The sequence below is a fragment of the Candidatus Peribacteraceae bacterium genome (genome assembly GCA_041661065.1).
Classification (GTDB): domain Bacteria; phylum Patescibacteriota; class Gracilibacteria; order Peribacterales; family Peribacteraceae; genus CAIKAD01.
Genome location: JBAZVD010000001.1, coordinates 242193 through 255553 on the forward strand (window position 1 = coordinate 242193; position 13361 = coordinate 255553).

20 protein-coding genes and 1 tRNA gene are annotated in these 13361 nt (G+C 58.5%); 8 read left to right on the forward strand and 13 right to left on the reverse strand.

The annotated features are described in order from the left end of the window. Positions 1–68: 68 nt before the first annotated feature. Together WC698_00935 and WC698_00940 are read left to right on the forward strand one after the other, a co-directional pair. Positions 69–665: a hypothetical protein gene (locus WC698_00935; GenBank protein MFA6038818.1), complete on the forward strand. Its 597-nt coding sequence runs from the start codon at positions 69–71 to the stop codon at positions 663–665. 4 nt (positions 666–669) lie between these two features. Continuing rightward, the gene (locus WC698_00940; GenBank protein ID MFA6038819.1) at positions 670–1665 is read left to right on the forward strand and encodes a GLUG motif-containing protein; all 996 of its coding nucleotides are present in this window, start codon (positions 670–672) and stop codon (positions 1663–1665) included. Between the two features lie 51 nt (positions 1666–1716). On the opposite strand, the gene WC698_00945 is transcribed toward WC698_00940, so the two are convergent. From WC698_00945 to WC698_00980, 8 genes are all read right to left on the reverse strand, one after another. Next, the gene (locus WC698_00945; protein MFA6038820.1) at positions 1717–2592 is read right to left on the reverse strand and encodes a hypothetical protein; all 876 of its coding nucleotides are present in this window, start codon (positions 2590–2592) and stop codon (positions 1717–1719) included. A 48-nt stretch (positions 2593–2640) separates the two neighbouring features. Then, positions 2641–3633, reverse strand: a complete 993-nt coding sequence (locus WC698_00950; protein ID MFA6038821.1) for a hypothetical protein — start codon at positions 3631–3633, stop codon at positions 2641–2643. A gap of 113 nt (positions 3634–3746) precedes the next feature. Next, complete coding sequence (locus WC698_00955) at positions 3747–4202, reverse strand: hemerythrin family protein (GenBank protein ID MFA6038822.1); 456 nt, start codon at positions 4200–4202, stop codon at positions 3747–3749. A gap of 61 nt (positions 4203–4263) precedes the next feature. Continuing rightward, the gene (locus tag WC698_00960; protein ID MFA6038823.1) at positions 4264–4662 is read right to left on the reverse strand and encodes a cupin domain-containing protein; all 399 of its coding nucleotides are present in this window, start codon (positions 4660–4662) and stop codon (positions 4264–4266) included. Between the two features lie 51 nt (positions 4663–4713). Next, positions 4714–5562 carry a hypothetical protein gene (locus WC698_00965; GenBank protein ID MFA6038824.1) on the reverse strand — a complete coding sequence of 283 codons (849 nt, stop codon included), beginning with the start codon at positions 5560–5562 and terminating at the stop codon, positions 4714–4716. A gap of 401 nt (positions 5563–5963) precedes the next feature. Then, positions 5964–6155, reverse strand: coding sequence for a hypothetical protein (locus WC698_00970; GenBank protein ID MFA6038825.1), 192 nt, complete (start codon positions 6153–6155; stop codon positions 5964–5966). A 68-nt stretch (positions 6156–6223) separates the two neighbouring features. Beyond that, positions 6224–6913 carry a hypothetical protein gene (locus WC698_00975; GenBank protein ID MFA6038826.1) on the reverse strand — a complete coding sequence of 230 codons (690 nt, stop codon included), beginning with the start codon at positions 6911–6913 and terminating at the stop codon, positions 6224–6226. A gap of 142 nt (positions 6914–7055) precedes the next feature. Continuing rightward, a complete protein-coding gene (locus tag WC698_00980; GenBank protein ID MFA6038827.1) occupies positions 7056–7361 on the reverse strand; it encodes a hypothetical protein in 306 nt (101 codons plus the stop codon). Between the two features lie 82 nt (positions 7362–7443). Here WC698_00980 and WC698_00985 point away from each other — a divergent pair, with 82 nt between their 5' ends. After that, positions 7444–7944: a DUF305 domain-containing protein gene (locus tag WC698_00985; GenBank protein MFA6038828.1), complete on the forward strand. Its 501-nt coding sequence runs from the start codon at positions 7444–7446 to the stop codon at positions 7942–7944. Positions 7945–8072: 128 nt separating this feature from the next. Here the strand turns inward: WC698_00985 and WC698_00990 are convergent. Next, positions 8073–8146: transfer RNA gene (locus WC698_00990), tRNA-Gly, on the reverse strand. A 180-nt stretch (positions 8147–8326) separates the two neighbouring features. Beyond that, a complete protein-coding gene (locus tag WC698_00995) occupies positions 8327–8683 on the reverse strand; it encodes a hypothetical protein (GenBank protein MFA6038829.1) in 357 nt (118 codons plus the stop codon). A gap of 27 nt (positions 8684–8710) precedes the next feature. On the opposite strand from WC698_00995, the gene WC698_01000 reads away from it, so the two are divergent. Beyond that, a complete protein-coding gene (locus WC698_01000; protein MFA6038830.1) occupies positions 8711–8908 on the forward strand; it encodes a hypothetical protein in 198 nt (65 codons plus the stop codon). Between the two features lie 292 nt (positions 8909–9200). Here the strand turns inward: WC698_01000 and yidD are convergent, their stop codons facing one another. Further along, positions 9201–9503: a membrane protein insertion efficiency factor YidD gene (gene yidD / locus WC698_01005; protein MFA6038831.1), complete on the reverse strand. Its 303-nt coding sequence runs from the start codon at positions 9501–9503 to the stop codon at positions 9201–9203. Positions 9504–9575: 72 nt separating this feature from the next. On the opposite strand from yidD, the gene WC698_01010 reads away from it, so the two are divergent. Then, positions 9576–9839: a CASP domain-containing protein gene (locus WC698_01010; protein MFA6038832.1), complete on the forward strand. Its 264-nt coding sequence runs from the start codon at positions 9576–9578 to the stop codon at positions 9837–9839. Between the two features lie 13 nt (positions 9840–9852). Continuing rightward, complete coding sequence (locus tag WC698_01015; GenBank protein ID MFA6038833.1) at positions 9853–10149, forward strand: DUF5665 domain-containing protein; 297 nt, start codon at positions 9853–9855, stop codon at positions 10147–10149. 13 nt (positions 10150–10162) lie between these two features. Here the strand turns inward: WC698_01015 and WC698_01020 are convergent, their stop codons facing one another. Beyond that, the gene (locus tag WC698_01020) at positions 10163–10666 is read right to left on the reverse strand and encodes a hypothetical protein (protein MFA6038834.1); all 504 of its coding nucleotides are present in this window, start codon (positions 10664–10666) and stop codon (positions 10163–10165) included. Positions 10667–10967: 301 nt separating this feature from the next. Here WC698_01020 and WC698_01025 point away from each other — a divergent pair, with 301 nt between their 5' ends. Both WC698_01025 and WC698_01030 read left to right on the forward strand, forming a co-directional pair. Continuing rightward, on the forward strand, positions 10968–11369 hold the full coding sequence (locus WC698_01025) for a hypothetical protein (GenBank protein ID MFA6038835.1): 402 nt from the start codon (positions 10968–10970) through the stop codon (positions 11367–11369). Between the two features lie 22 nt (positions 11370–11391). Beyond that, positions 11392–11727 carry an HIT domain-containing protein gene (locus tag WC698_01030; protein MFA6038836.1) on the forward strand — a complete coding sequence of 112 codons (336 nt, stop codon included), beginning with the start codon at positions 11392–11394 and terminating at the stop codon, positions 11725–11727. Positions 11728–11854: 127 nt separating this feature from the next. On the opposite strand, the gene WC698_01035 is transcribed toward WC698_01030, so the two are convergent. Beyond that, positions 11855–13273, reverse strand: coding sequence for a S1 RNA-binding domain-containing protein (locus WC698_01035; GenBank protein ID MFA6038837.1), 1419 nt, complete (start codon positions 13271–13273; stop codon positions 11855–11857). Positions 13274–13361: the final 88 nt, after the last annotated feature.

Consider the following 13361-nt stretch of genomic DNA (forward strand, 5'->3'; position numbering starts at 1 on the left):
GGATGGTCAAAACGCGGGAAAACATGGTATACTACTCAGATTTCCTCGCTCATGCGGGGAAATGCAACATGGTCTCCCTTTTCGCCTCTTTCTGGCAGGTGTTGATCACCACCCTTCCGGGACAGCTCTTCCTCTTCAGCGGGGTGGTGCTGGTCATCGGCTTGGGTTTGAAGGTGTGGGACCGGGCTGTGCAGTGGTCGTTCGTCAACACCATGGCCCTCGCCGATATTGAGAAACGTCACCCGCACCTGCCGTCCAGCAAGATCATCGCCATCATTTTCCTGTGCAATATCCAGCTCCTCGTCCTCTCGATGTACACGGTGAGCGGTTCGCTGTTCCTGCGGGAAGCGAATTACTACTGGCTCTACCTGGCCGTCATCTTCATCATCAGCACCGTCCTGTGGATTTTTGCGGAGATGCGCGGGCAACGTTCCGCCGAGTACGGCCTTGCGTTCAACGTGGGGACGACAGTGGCGTTCTTCTTCCTGCTCCTGCAACTGAGCTTGATGCAGTCGGGAGGCGTGGAGCTGTGGCTCCTTCTTTCGCTCTTCGTCTGCTGCATCATCCTCATGTGGTTCGTTCTCTCCCGCATCCTGTTGCGGGCGCCACGCATCGTGCTCATCGCCACATTCGCATTCTGGCTCCTGCTTTCGCAGCTCCAGTAAGCCCATGGAATCCGCGCAGCCCCAGCGGCCTTGGAATATCTGCCTCACCCGGCAATGCAGCGTCGCCGATATCCTCGTGGGCATCGGGTTGGCCGGCATCCTCCTCGCCGTCATCTTTGCGCTGCGCAGCGAGCACGGCCAGCCTCCGGGAGCGGTTTCGGGGGGGAAGGGGACGCCGGACAACCCCTACCGCATCGCCAATTGCCGGGAACTCCAGAACATCGCGGACGTGCCCGCCGCCGCCTACGTCCTCCTGCGGGACATCGATTGCTCCGCCACGGCGCAGTGGAACGGTGGCGCGGGATTCTTCCCCATCGGGTACTACGATTACGGCTTTTCGGGCATGTTCGACGGCGCGGGGCACATGATCCGCGGCCTCACGATCAACCGGCCGTCCACGGATTACCTGGGGCTCTTCGGGAAGACGGACGTGGGCAGCGTGGTGCGTGACATCACGGTGGAAGCGGACGTGCGGGGCAGGGATTACGTGGGGGGGGTGGTGGGGTGGGCGGTGGGAGGCTCGTTCACCAACGTGTATGTGCAAGGCAGGGTGAAAGGGCGCTCCGGCGTAGGAGGCCTGGCGGGGGTGAGCCAGGGGGGGCTGCAGGATACGAGCGCCGATGTGCGCGTGCAAGGGCTGGGGAAGTGGATCGGAGGACTCGTGGGATGGAACTACACGCGGGGGGTGGTGGATGGAAGTTCCGCCACGGGGGATGTGGATGGGGATGAGTACGTGGGAGGCCTGGCGGGGGTGAGCCATGGAGGCTTCATCCGCAAATCCTTCGCCTCGGGGAATGTGAAGGGGCGGGAGAGCGTGGGGGGCTTGGTGGGATACGTGGTAGGAAACGACGAGAACCCGAGCATCGTGCGGAACTGTTACGCCTCGGGCATCGTGTCCGGCACGTCCAAGGAGGGGGAGGTGGTGGGGTGGACGGATGACAACGCCGTCGTGGAAGAGTGCTTCAGCTTGCGGGGGGCCGCTCCGGAACCGGGGCGCTGAAAAAAAGGCGTGAGGTCCGCTCACGCCCGGAAGATACAGCGTATGTCGGTGTTATTCGTCGGTACTCGTTTTCAGGTTGTCAATCTTGTCCTGGAAACTGCTCATCTGACGCTCGTACTTCGTTTGGAGCGCCTGTAGGTGGGTGATCGTCCGCTCTATGGCCGTCCGGCGATTCGCGTTCTCCGCTTCGGCAAGCTGGTCGTTCTTCTTCTCGATGAGAACCTCCAACTTTGCGATGTTCTTCTTCAACGTCGTGATCCTCACTTCCAGCGTGCGGATGAGCAAGGCAGCTTTGTCCGCGGCCGGCGCCGGGGAAGGCTGCGGGTTGGATTCCGATACCGGAGCGGGGGATGGTTGGGGATTGGATTCGGAGACGGGTGACGGGGAAGGCTGCGGGTTGGATTCCGACACGGCTTCCGTTCCCGTCCTCTTCTTCACGCCGTTGAGGATTTCCTGCCGGCGCTCCTGCACGTTGCTCTTGATCTCCTGGCGCCTCTCCTTTGCCTGCTCGCGGAGCTCCTGCAATCGATCCTTCGCGTGCTGCCGGAGTTCCTGGCGTTTCTCCTGTGTTTCTGCCCGAACCTCCTGGCGCCGCTCCTTGACGTCGCTCCTCACTTCTTGGATCCGCTCCTTCGCCTCGGTACGCAGTTCCTGGCGCGCCTCAACGGCATTTGTGCGCGCTTCCTGTATGTTCTCCTTCGCCGCCTCCCGTATCTCTTGCCTGTTCTCGATGACGGTCTCACGTACGGTGTCTGCTTGCGGCACGGCCGCCGCGGGTGTAGTGACCTGTTCGGCCGCGGGCCGGATTTCCGGCGAGACGATCGAGGCGTTCAAGCCCATGTAGGTTGTACCCGTCGTAACGGCCAGTGACACGGCGGAGACCATGAAGGCGGTGGCGAGCACGTGGAGTCGTGTTTGTGTGTTCATACTGTGGGGGGAAAGAAAGGAAAGAGCGGAAAGATCGGATAGTGTAAATTACTGCTGCGATGCCGCGGAAGAAGCATCCTTGGCATCTGCCAGTTCCTCCTGCAGTTCCTCGAGCGCCGCCCGCATTTCATCCAGACCGTCCTGCATGTCCTCCACTCCCTCCTCCATATTCATCATCATCTCTTCGTAGAATTCGATACGTTCCTCAATACGCTCGATCTTCTCCTCATCGTCCGTTTTCTCCAGCTTGGCGTTCTCCTTATCGATCTTCTTCTGCGTATTCGCGATTCTCTTCTCCAGGTTCGCCATCTTCTTTTCGGTGCGCTTGATCTGGTTCGCCAGCTTCTTCACTTCCTTTTCCATCTGTTTCTTGGGCGAGCCGAACATGTCCGCGGAGCCTTGGCCTTGCATCGAACCGTTCGCCGGCCCGAAGTTCTGTTGCCCCTGTGGGGAACCCGTCGTGGGCACGCCGTTTATCCAGTAAATCTGGGCGTTGGGATTGGGGGGTGCGGTATTCAGAGGCGAGTAATTCTGGATCGGCATCAGTCCCTGGTACGGCTGTTGCGTACCCGTATCCCCGGGCATGGGTTGTACCGGCTGCATGGGTTGCTGCGGTGGCATCCATGGCTGGGGAGACATCCCTCCTCCGCCGTTTCCGGCGGGGGATGGGGCGCCCCACGTCTGTCCCTGCGAGGAAGCGGTTCCACCATCCGTTGCCGGCTGCAGGCCGTAATCCTGCGCGCGGTAGATGGTCCATCCGGAAGCGTTACACACGGTGACATTGCCTTCCCATTTGGTCGTTCCGGTCTCAAAGCACACGTCATGGCCGCCATTGGCTTTGATCGCCTGCGCGATGACGTCGGCGGAGAGGCTTGCGCCCGGGACCATCGTGTCGCCCTGGGCGGAGGAGCCGCCTGCGCCGCCGGCCGTATTGGCGGGAACCACTTGTGCCACGAAGCTCGTGCCCGTTATGGCCGTGAGCGACACGGCCGCCGCCACTATCCCCGTGGTGAGAAGGTGGATATGTTTTTGTTTGGACATAGAGAATGAAGGAAAGACATGTATATAATACAACAATATGACAAAATGAGCAATGAGTGAGATTTACGCAGCAGAAAGGAACAAATTGATGATTTGTCATCAATAATAAACACTCATTCCCCTTTCGGCGCGTCCCGTAGGCCCAAAGGCAGCTCATTCCCTTTTTTGAAGTACGCTTCGCATTTCTTATCTTCCACCAGGATGTGGTTGACCAACCATTCCCTTGCGTAGGTGACGATGCGGCGGAAGAGGGAAGGGAGGTCCGCTGCGGAGGATTCCACTTCCTCCAAAAACAACGCAATGCGGTCACGGAAGATATCGTGCTGCCGGCGGTGGAATGCGATGCCGGGGTAACGGTACCGTTCCAGGTACTCCTCCTCGGAAGCGAAGTGGTAGAACGCGTAATCGCTGAGGGATTGGAGAAGAGGGAGTACGTCGGCGCGTTTGATATCCCGCGTATCCGCCAGCGCCCCCATCACATTCAGTATCCGGAAGAATTCCTGATGTTGCTCATCAATCTGGTCCAGGCCGACGGAGTAGCGGGCTTCCCAAACAAGTTTCGCGTCCATGCGAAAAGGAATGTAGGTGGAAGAATACAGTATTCCGCATGGGTGCATCCACAACAACGGTTCATTCCGTCGTTTTCCCGTCGAAATGGTCATCATGGTCCCGAAGTGCGTCCGCCTTGGTGGCATGGACCACGCTGTCCTTATGCTCGGGAGGGGAGTAGATGGTGTACAGCTTGAGGTCGGCGGTCGGGGAAACGTTCACGACGTTATGGCGCGTTCCGGCGGGGATCACGATGCCGTCATCATCCTTCACGGGGTGTTCCACGCCGTCCAGCAGAACCTTCCCTTCCCCCGCCTCCACGCGGATGAACTGGTCCAGCTCGTGCACTTCCTCGCCGATGTCCTCCCCGGGCTTGATGCTCATGAGCACCAGTTGGCTGTGTTTGGCGGTGTAGAGGACGCGGCGAAAATCGGTGTTCTCCCGCGTCACGGTATTCAGATTGGTGATGTAGCCGTGCATAGACCTCCTTATAGCACGGAAGAGGCGGAGAGGCCAGAAAAGATTCGGCTATCAGGCGGTGCGCGCATGGCGGAGGCGCGCGCGGGTGTGCCAGCCGATGCTGCGCATCCGTTCCCACGAGAGCGCATCATCCTCCTGCCTTTCCTCATCAAGGGCGTCCTTCTTTCTCCGGTTCCACGGGCGGAGCGGATGGAAGAACAAAGCGAACGATCCGGTGAGGAAGAGGAGCGGCGCGAAGGGGGAGCGGAGCAACCGGGGGAGGGAATGCGGGGCAGCCCTCCCGCTCCTGCCGAGGAGGAGCCACAGCGTTCCCGCGCGCTTGTACAACATTCCAGGCAGCCGGAATGCAAAGAGGGCGCTTTGCAGGAGGGCATGCAGGAGACCCCGCAGGAATGCCCCTACGCCTCGCAGAATAGCCCGGAGGACGCTGCGGAAGAGGGAGAGGGAAAACTGCGAGGTGGCACGGAACAGCAGCGAGAGGGGCCGCAGAAACAGCGTACGAGGAAACCGGAGTGTTCCGTGGAGGAGTCCTCTCAAGAGGGAGCGCACAAGGAACCCCAACGTGCGGGTGAAGAAGGATCGGACGGCATTGAGGAGCGGGCGGAGGGATCGGAACACGGTGCGAAGCAGGGAACCGAAGGCATGGAGCAGGTGCCGGAGGATGGAGAAGAGGGACGCGAGAAGGGGCACGGCAAGCTTGGCCAGCAACACCGCCGCTTCACCGGCGAACCGAAGGAGCATGAAGAAGAGCAGGAGCGGCACGGCGATCAGCGCGAAGAGGCTGTTGGCCCCACCTTTATCCTTCCGTTCTCCCTCCGTGGTTTCCCCGGGGAGTAAGTCGTCCACCAGCACCCAGACCACAAAGAAGCCGGCAATGGTGAGGAGGATTGCTTGCAGCATGAAAGTATTGCATAGTACAATATAATCAAAAGAAAGCAATACCCAATCCGTAACCGCTCACTCTTTTCTCTCTCAACAAAGAAGGGGGTTGGCGCGCCGCGGGGGGTGAAGGGGAAGGCCCTGCTTCGACATGGCCAGCCGACGAGTCAGCCCCGAAACCTTGCAGGGGCTGACGAGGAGGCACAGGGCCGGGCGGAGGGGAGTTCGGCGCGCCGGCGTTTTGGCCACTTTTTCGCCGGAAAAAGTGGCATCACAAAGAAATAAAGTGAGCGGTTACCTCAATCCATAGCTAACCAAAACTGGGAAAGCCGTCCATTCCGCTTCCTCACTATTCCGAAATCACCTCTGATGAGTCACATTCTCGAATCTCTCTAAGGGCAGAGCCGTCTGTCTCATGGAGGTTATTGGCAACAGAAGACGTTTCGGAATAACGCATCAACCTCCTCCACGAGCTGTTGTACATCCGCTTGAGGATCAAAACTCGCGCCGGCCTCCCGGTTCCGTAAGACCTTAACCAAGCGGCTCTGCTCCGAACTCAAATCCTTGGCTCCTTCGAGCGCATCGAGCATTTGCGCAACGTCGTCGGTGTGCATGCTGTCCATCATGGTTATGGGAAGGGAAGGGAATCGGGGAAAGAAGGTATTCCGCTGCCGGACGCGAGTCAATCATCAGCACGGTCGAGAGGCTCCGTTCCGTTTTGCGGAGCCGAGAGAGCGTCGTGTTCCTCCTCGGGATGGAGCCATGTGATGGTTCCGTCGCGGTTGCACCGGAACTCTCGGAATCCGTTCTTTGCCTTCAGCGCGGTGAAATTCTTTTCGAATGTCAGGTCTTCCGCAGGCCACACGTCCTTTTCCGTTGTCATCCAGTCCACGTGCAACTGCCGCAGGTCGAAGGTGCAATAACCTCGCAAGGTCTGGAGTTGGTGGCGATGGAGACTGGGAGTGTAGTTGTCACCGTAGGAAAGGATGAGGTCTCGCACGTTCTTGAAGATGGGGGGCCGTCCCTTCAAATTCGGTTGCTGTGATTGTGCAATGGATCCCCATTTACCTCTTTCCCGGAAGAGAAAGAGCAAATGGTCAAAGTCTTCGTCAGCTTCCATGCACGCGAGAAGGGGTGGATAGCCGTGGTGGGCAAGAATGGCCGCCGCCGCCAAGGCCCCCTCGAAGCAGTGGGCTACCCTGTCCCGCACCACCCTGCGAAACGAGCGCAGCCGCGCCACACCGTCGGATTCGAAGTTATACGCGATCGTGTTGATGAAGTCCTGGGTCTCTTGAGGTGTTTTGCAGGCGGCGATGATGTTCCGTTCTTCTTCCGTAAAGCGCTCTTGGTCATGGGGAAGGCAGAGCTTCATGCTGTGCATTATGCAGATGGAAGCTCGGATTGCAATGTGACGGAGAGTGCAGTGGGCTCCCTGCCCTTGCGCCCGGCATTATCGTACCGTGGAGGCACGCGAAACCCTCCGTCTCCCTTGGAAGGGTGGAAGCCTCGTGTTCCTATTTCGAGAGCCGCTCACGCCACTGGCGCAGGGAATCCTGAATGATGTCCGAAATGTTATCGCGGAGAGGGGGCATGTTATGGCTCCATTCCACATCGCCGTTGGGATGGATGCGGAAGAGAGATCCCTCAAAGGAACAGTACATGGGGACATTCTTCTCCTGCGCCATCTGCGCTATTTGCTGAATATTCTCTTCAAACGCCGCAGGCCGGAAGGGATCATCAAGGGTGCCGAGTCCGCCCAAAGGGAGGGGTTCCGCATGCAAAGACATGTCTCCAACCTGGTCATCAGAGAAGTTATTCATAGTAATAATATAATAGCGAAAATACATCAAATGTCAATATATCATCCAGAGCCATGCATCGTTTCCCTTTCCCGGTACGGGAATGGCTCGTCTTCGCCACGCACTGCAAGAGATTGTTCCCGCGCACGTCACAACAAAGGTGCATATCAACAGGCTGTATTGGATGGCTCTCCTTCACTTTTTGGCGATGTACGCGCTCATGTACGCCATGGTCGACAGGTTCAGCAATGTCTACCTTAACCTGAACACCTTCTACATGGCCGGTCTCATGACTACCCCCATGCTCATCCTCGAAGGCCTCTTGATGGGAGCCATGTACCACAATACGAAGGCTCTCGTAGCCGTCATGGCGGCGGGCGCAGTGCTCTTTGTCGCGTTCTTCGTCTTCATCCGACAGCAGACCGCGATCCGTGACCGCGCATTTCTCCGTTCCATGATCCCGCACCACGCGGGAGCCATTCTCATGTGCGAAAAGGCTTCCCTAGAAGATGCGGAGATCCGGAACCTGTGCGGATCCATCGTGCAGTCCCAGCAGTCAGAAATAGACCAAATGAAGGGGATATTGCGACGATTGGCGGAATAGATTCAGTCCTCAGAGCCGGATGAAGCCGTGTGGAGCGGGCGAGCGGAATCGAACCGCCATTCCCAGCTTGTCCTTCGACTCGTCCGCCTCGGCGGACTCGCTCAGGGCAAAATTCTCTTCGAGAATTTTGGAGCGGGTAACGGGAGTCGAACCCGTGTGTCCAGCTTGGAAGGCTGGCGTACTACCGCTGTACTATACCCGCTTACGGTGATGCGATGGTTAAGGAGCAGGATGGCCTGCCCTCCGTAGCTACGAGGAGCGAAGGAGGTTGTAATAGCCACTATACGACGCCCGCAATGATCGGCTTGGGGAGTATAGGGAGGGGCAAACCTCCTGTGAAGCACTCCCTCCCAGCCCCTCTCGTTTCTCGTTCGTATGCCCTTCACGGTTTCAACCACTGTCCGTCGCGATAGTTGGCTATACATTTTCCTCCTTGAGGCATGCCGTCCGAATCATATGACACAGAATGAAGAGAAGCCGAAAAGCGTGCATATTCGTCTCGTTCCGGATTCGTATGATCGTAGGTAGCTCGTTGGTAATTAAACACGGTCTTTTCCCCATCAATGATCATCTCTGCTTCAAATATCAAGACACCCTTATCATCACTGTTGGATCGTGTAATGGAATATTCCTTTCCTTGAAGATGCGTCGCGAGAAGCGCCTCAATTTCTGCCTGATCAGGAAAGTGTTCAGTTGGTTTTTCCAAGTCATCGTCGTACGAATCCATACTTTCTGACATGTATGAATTATAGCAGAATATCTTTGGATGTACATCACGGCGCCCGAGAGCAGGATCGACTTGCGCGTGGGCGGAAGCTATCTCTTCTGCATGCGGTCGTCGGACGGCAAAAAACTACTGGAGCACAGTGGCATTCCCGAGGGAAAGGACAGCAATGATGCACGGCAGGGGTGGGAGGAGTCCTTGGATAAGCTGCAGGAAGCCGTAAGGAAGAGATCGAGGTAGTGCCGTTGTTATTACGATTTCTGTTTCCACCTTTTCCCGGCGGAAAAGGTGGAGCCCAGCCTTCGTCCCGCAATGCAGGACTACGGCCGGCAGGCAAAACGCCGGCGCGCCGAACTCCCCTCCGCCCGGCCCTGTGCCTCCTCGTCAGCCCCTGCAAGGTTTCGGGGCTGACTCGTCGGCTGGCCATGTCGAAGCAGGGCCTTCCCCTTCACCCCCCACGGCGCGCCACCCTCCCAAGGGGTATCACAGATGAATGAAAGAATATGTGCGTGTAGATTGAATTGATACTTTTCTATGTAGTAGCGGAGAGCACCTTCTCCGCCAGTTCCCTCATCTTCGCCTCATCCGGCTTCCGCCACGGATGGCACGTGAGGAGCCGCCGCATGCTCAGGAGGGATCCCATCACCAAGCCGCGCTTGCGCAGCATCTCCATGGCGTACGCGGAGCACGTCGGGGTGTGGCGGCAGTAGCCGTAGGGGTAGAGGTGTCGAAGGGGGCCATGATCGGGCGACAGGGTCCCCTGGTAGAGGCGGATCATGCCGTTGGCAACGTTGCGGGGGAGATGCCAAAGGGGGGCGAGAAGTGCTTGCACCATGAATCTTGAATACGTGAATTGTTCATAGTGTACGGAAGCGTTACCGTACGAGCTACTTATTTCCCTCTTCCTATGGTGATCACGACAGGAGACGTCCTCACCTTCCTGTACATCCTCGTGGGGATCATGCTCGTGGTGGTGCTCTACAACGTCTTGCAGCTCTTCGTGGACGTGCGCCGCATCGTCAAGCGCGCGGATCGCCTGACGGAGAAGGTGGAGTCCATCATCCTCAAGCCGCTGGCGATCGCCGATGAGGTGCTGGGGAACGTAATGGCGCTGTTCGAGGGGAGGGGGAAGAAGGAGCGTAAAGGATTCGATCACAAGAAGGTTCACTGATAGTCTGGGGGGTATGGTGAAGAAGGGGGCAGCGTCGGCGGAGGAGAGGCTGGTGCGGGCGTTGGAGCAATTGAACCGTGCCGTGGCGGACATGCCCGCGAAGTACGGCTATGTGTTTGATCGCAAGAAGTCCCTGGCGCACTCGTTCTTGCAGGGGGCGGCGCGCGGGCTGGGGTTTGTGGCGGCTATCGCCATTCTGGTGCCCCTCATCATCGCGTTCCTGCAGAGCTTCGACTGGGGCCCCATCATCGGGAGTTTCGTGAAAGACATTGTGGAGCAGATGGAACAGCTGCAGAGCGCCCCTCGCTGATCCTCCGGTATCCTCAAATAATGGGTTGCTTATCCACGAACACCCGTATGTAGAGGCGATGGAGCATGTCGAGCGTGGCTTCCACCAGCTCCAGCAGCAGGGCGTTGAGGCGGCGGATGCGGGCGTAGATCTGGTTGAGGCGGAAGGCGTCGCCGGGGCGGGAGGCGCGCGCGGTCTTCTTCGCCATCTTCCGCAGGTGCGTCATTTCTTCCTGCACATGGTCTTGCAGTTTCTTCTGCAGCACCAGGGGTGATGTGGGCATGGCGGCTATGGCCTGGTCCCGCGCGGAAATCTGCTGGTCATCGCCCTGGTCCGTACTGGAGCCGGCCCCGGCCCCTCCCAAATCACCCGAGCGGTCTTCGCCCGTGCGTTCGCTCACGCGGTTGGTAAAGCTCTCGATAGTGCTCAAGTCCTGCAGGAGCGTCTCCAATTTCTTGGGTTGGCTCACCACCAACTTCGCCGCTTCCACGTGGGAGGTGAGGGAAGGGCCTATTTCGCGTGATGTGAGATCCGCCATTCCATAGCTATTTTCTCTTTTTTTAGCCAAAAAGTCAATCCCGCGGGATCGCACTTCACCCACGCACCAGGAAGCGCCGGCCCTCACCGGGAAGCTTTATGACAGGTATTCCCGGCTCTGCAACCTGTAACCGCGATGAACGTTCGCCGGGGGAGATGGGGAGGCAGGGAAAGGGAGTGGAAAGGGTAAGCAGACACTGTTGTCAAATATTTGAACAGAAAGGAAAGATGACAGTGATGCCGTTGCTTCCTCCTGTCCGGCTGCGTACAAAGGGGCATCACGTTCTTTTCCCTTACATCCCATGTCCATCGACACATGCCCGTCTTCCGTACACGATGCACCCGCCGGTGTGGCCGACCTGCGTGCCGGCCTTGCGCTTCCTGCGCCGGAGGAGCCCCGGACGCAACGTGAGCTCTTCGCCTTCATGAATATTGTTCTGAATGGGGAATTTGGAGAATATCGCACGCGCTTGGCAGATTCCGACCATCCCGATTTCACAACCTTGCGGGGCTTGGAGCGGCAGCTGATTTTTTCCTGCGACGGATCGATTCCGGAGGATGCCGCCCTGACGGAGGAACAACGGGAGGCGGTAGAGGCGGTGATGAGCATTTTCCATCCATCCGTCAGAAGCACCCCGCAGGCCGGCTTGAAGCGCGTCCTCCTCCATGCCCGCGAACGCCTCGGTCGTATGATCTATGGATGAGCCGACGTGATACACTATGGCCATGAACGAAGAGCGAACGATTTTTCATCAGATCAGGGACAAGGAGATACCCGCGGACATCGTCTACGAAGATGACGACGTCCTGGCGTTCAAGGACATCCACCCCAAGGCCGCCACGCACCTCCTCTTCATCCCCAAGCACTTCGTGGCGTCCATTGCGGATGTGACGCCCGAGACGGCGCACCTCCCCGGCATGCTGATCCTCAAGGCGCAAAAATTCGCCAAAGAGCAGGGGATTGCGGGCTACAAGCTCACCTTTCACGTGGGGAAGGGAGGGGGGCAGGAGGTGATGTACCTGCATTTGCACCTCTTAAGCGGTGAGAGGTTGAAGGAGTAGGTGGGAGGATGCAGATGATGCAGAAGAAACAGAAGATGCAGAGGAAGGATATGCATACTGCTTCCGGGGCAGTGGAGCATCATTTCCTCTGAATCCTCTGCATCATCTGCTTCTTCTGATTCCTCCGTCAGGCGCTATACCCGGCTGCCTCGGCCTCCGCGGCACTCTTGAACTCCACCCTATTCTCCTCCTTGATCTTCTTCCCCGCTGCGGAATCGGCGGCGTAGTACTTCTTGCCGGTCTTGGATGCAACGAAGCCGCTGACGGAGGAGGATTCCTTCGCGCCGGTGCTCGCTTCCTTCCCGCCACCTTCGGTGCCGTCAGCTGGCAGGGCAGGTGTCTGCTGCTGTTGGTCCGCTGATTTGGCGTCCTTGGCCACTGCGGCCTCTTCTTCCTTCTTGCGCTCTTCCTCCTCGCGCTCGCGCATGATGCGCTCCATGGTCTCCTTATCAATCGGCTTGAGGGCCTTGATGGAGAGGCCGATGCGGCGCTCGTCCACGTCGATGTTGATCACCTGGGCATCCACTTTCTGTCCGATGGTAAGCACCTCGGCGGGATCGGTCACTTTGTGATGCGCCAATTCGCTCAGGTGCACCAGGCCGTTGATATCCTTCTCCAGTTTGAGGAACGCGCCGTAATCCGCGAAGCGGACGACGGATCCCGTCACCTTCTTGCCCACGGGGTAGCGCTCGGCGATCTCCTCCCACGGATCCTTGGTGAGCTGTTTGATGCTGAGCGAGAGCTTCTCCCCGTCCACGCCGATCACCTTCACGGTCACCTTGTCGCCCACCTGGGCGTACTCGGCGGGGTTCTTCACGTGGCCCCAGGCGATCTCGGAGATGTGGACCAGCCCCTCCAGCCCTTCGAAGGCCACGAAGAGCCCGAACTTGACGATGCCGCTCACGGCACCCTCGCGCACATCGCCCGGCTTGAGCTGCTCCAGGGCTTTGGCGCGCTCCTCCGCCATGGCTTCCCGCTCGGAAACCACGATCTTCCCGGCCTCCTCGTCCATGGTGATGATCTTCACCGTGAAGGTGTGGCCCACGTACTTCTGCAGGCGGTTGATGATTTCGGAAGCGTCCGCGTTGTTCACGCGGGGGTAGTGCACGGGGGCGAGCTGGCTCACCGGCAAAAAGGTGCGGATGCCGTCGATATTGGCAAGGAGGCCGCCCTTGTTGGCTTCCTGTGCCGTGAACTTCATGGTCGTATCTCCTTCCACCAGCTTATGGAAGCGTTCCCAAGCCTTCTGCTGGCTGGCCATGCGGAGGCTCATCACCACCATCCCTTCGTCGTTCTCCTCTTCCAACACCAACGCGGAGACGGAATCACCGACCCTGAGTTCCTTGAAGGTATTGAAGGAATCGCGCAGTTCGCGTCCGCTCACGATGCCCGTGGCCACGCCCTGCAGGTCCAGGAGGAGCTTATTCTTGCCGCGGAACACCACGGTACCTTCCACCAATTCCCCGGGCTGCACGCGCAGGATGGGAGGGGATTCCTTGAGGAGTTCATCCATCATGGATTTCTGTTCGACGGGCACGTTTGCCATAGGAGAAGAAGGGTGCGAGGGGAAGGAAGTGAAGAGGGGAGTGGAGCCGTCCTCGCACGAGCGACGGGGATCCAGTGCGTATACTTTA

What these genes read in the sequence shown, in the direction of transcription:
- WC698_00935 (MFA6038818.1), top strand. Translation starts at nt 69, where the DNA reads ATGGTCTCCCTTTTCGCCTCTTTCTGGCAGGTGTTGATCACCACCCTT.
- WC698_00940 (MFA6038819.1), top strand. Translation starts at nt 670, where the DNA reads ATGGAATCCGCGCAGCCCCAGCGGCCTTGGAATATCTGCCTCACCCGG.
- WC698_00945 (MFA6038820.1), bottom strand. Translation starts at nt 2,592, where the DNA reads ATGAACACACAAACACGACTCCACGTGCTCGCCACCGCCTTCATGGTC.
- WC698_00950 (MFA6038821.1), bottom strand. Translation starts at nt 3,633, where the DNA reads ATGTCCAAACAAAAACATATCCACCTTCTCACCACGGGGATAGTGGCG.
- WC698_00955 (MFA6038822.1), bottom strand. Translation starts at nt 4,202, where the DNA reads ATGGACGCGAAACTTGTTTGGGAAGCCCGCTACTCCGTCGGCCTGGAC.
- WC698_00960 (MFA6038823.1), bottom strand. Translation starts at nt 4,662, where the DNA reads ATGCACGGCTACATCACCAATCTGAATACCGTGACGCGGGAGAACACC.
- WC698_00965 (MFA6038824.1), bottom strand. Translation starts at nt 5,562, where the DNA reads ATGCTGCAAGCAATCCTCCTCACCATTGCCGGCTTCTTTGTGGTCTGG.
- WC698_00970 (MFA6038825.1), bottom strand. Translation starts at nt 6,155, where the DNA reads ATGCACACCGACGACGTTGCGCAAATGCTCGATGCGCTCGAAGGAGCC.
- WC698_00975 (MFA6038826.1), bottom strand. Translation starts at nt 6,913, where the DNA reads ATGAAGCTCTGCCTTCCCCATGACCAAGAGCGCTTTACGGAAGAAGAA.
- WC698_00980 (MFA6038827.1), bottom strand. Translation starts at nt 7,361, where the DNA reads ATGAATAACTTCTCTGATGACCAGGTTGGAGACATGTCTTTGCATGCG.
- WC698_00985 (MFA6038828.1), top strand. Translation starts at nt 7,444, where the DNA reads ATGGCTCGTCTTCGCCACGCACTGCAAGAGATTGTTCCCGCGCACGTC.
- WC698_00995 (MFA6038829.1), bottom strand. Translation starts at nt 8,683, where the DNA reads ATGTCAGAAAGTATGGATTCGTACGACGATGACTTGGAAAAACCAACT.
- WC698_01000 (MFA6038830.1), top strand. Translation starts at nt 8,711, where the DNA reads ATGTACATCACGGCGCCCGAGAGCAGGATCGACTTGCGCGTGGGCGGA.
- yidD (MFA6038831.1), bottom strand. Translation starts at nt 9,503, where the DNA reads ATGGTGCAAGCACTTCTCGCCCCCCTTTGGCATCTCCCCCGCAACGTT.
- WC698_01010 (MFA6038832.1), top strand. Translation starts at nt 9,576, where the DNA reads ATGGTGATCACGACAGGAGACGTCCTCACCTTCCTGTACATCCTCGTG.
- WC698_01015 (MFA6038833.1), top strand. Translation starts at nt 9,853, where the DNA reads ATGGTGAAGAAGGGGGCAGCGTCGGCGGAGGAGAGGCTGGTGCGGGCG.
- WC698_01020 (MFA6038834.1), bottom strand. Translation starts at nt 10,666, where the DNA reads ATGGCGGATCTCACATCACGCGAAATAGGCCCTTCCCTCACCTCCCAC.
- WC698_01025 (MFA6038835.1), top strand. Translation starts at nt 10,968, where the DNA reads ATGTCCATCGACACATGCCCGTCTTCCGTACACGATGCACCCGCCGGT.
- WC698_01030 (MFA6038836.1), top strand. Translation starts at nt 11,392, where the DNA reads ATGAACGAAGAGCGAACGATTTTTCATCAGATCAGGGACAAGGAGATA.
- WC698_01035 (MFA6038837.1), bottom strand. Translation starts at nt 13,273, where the DNA reads ATGGCAAACGTGCCCGTCGAACAGAAATCCATGATGGATGAACTCCTC.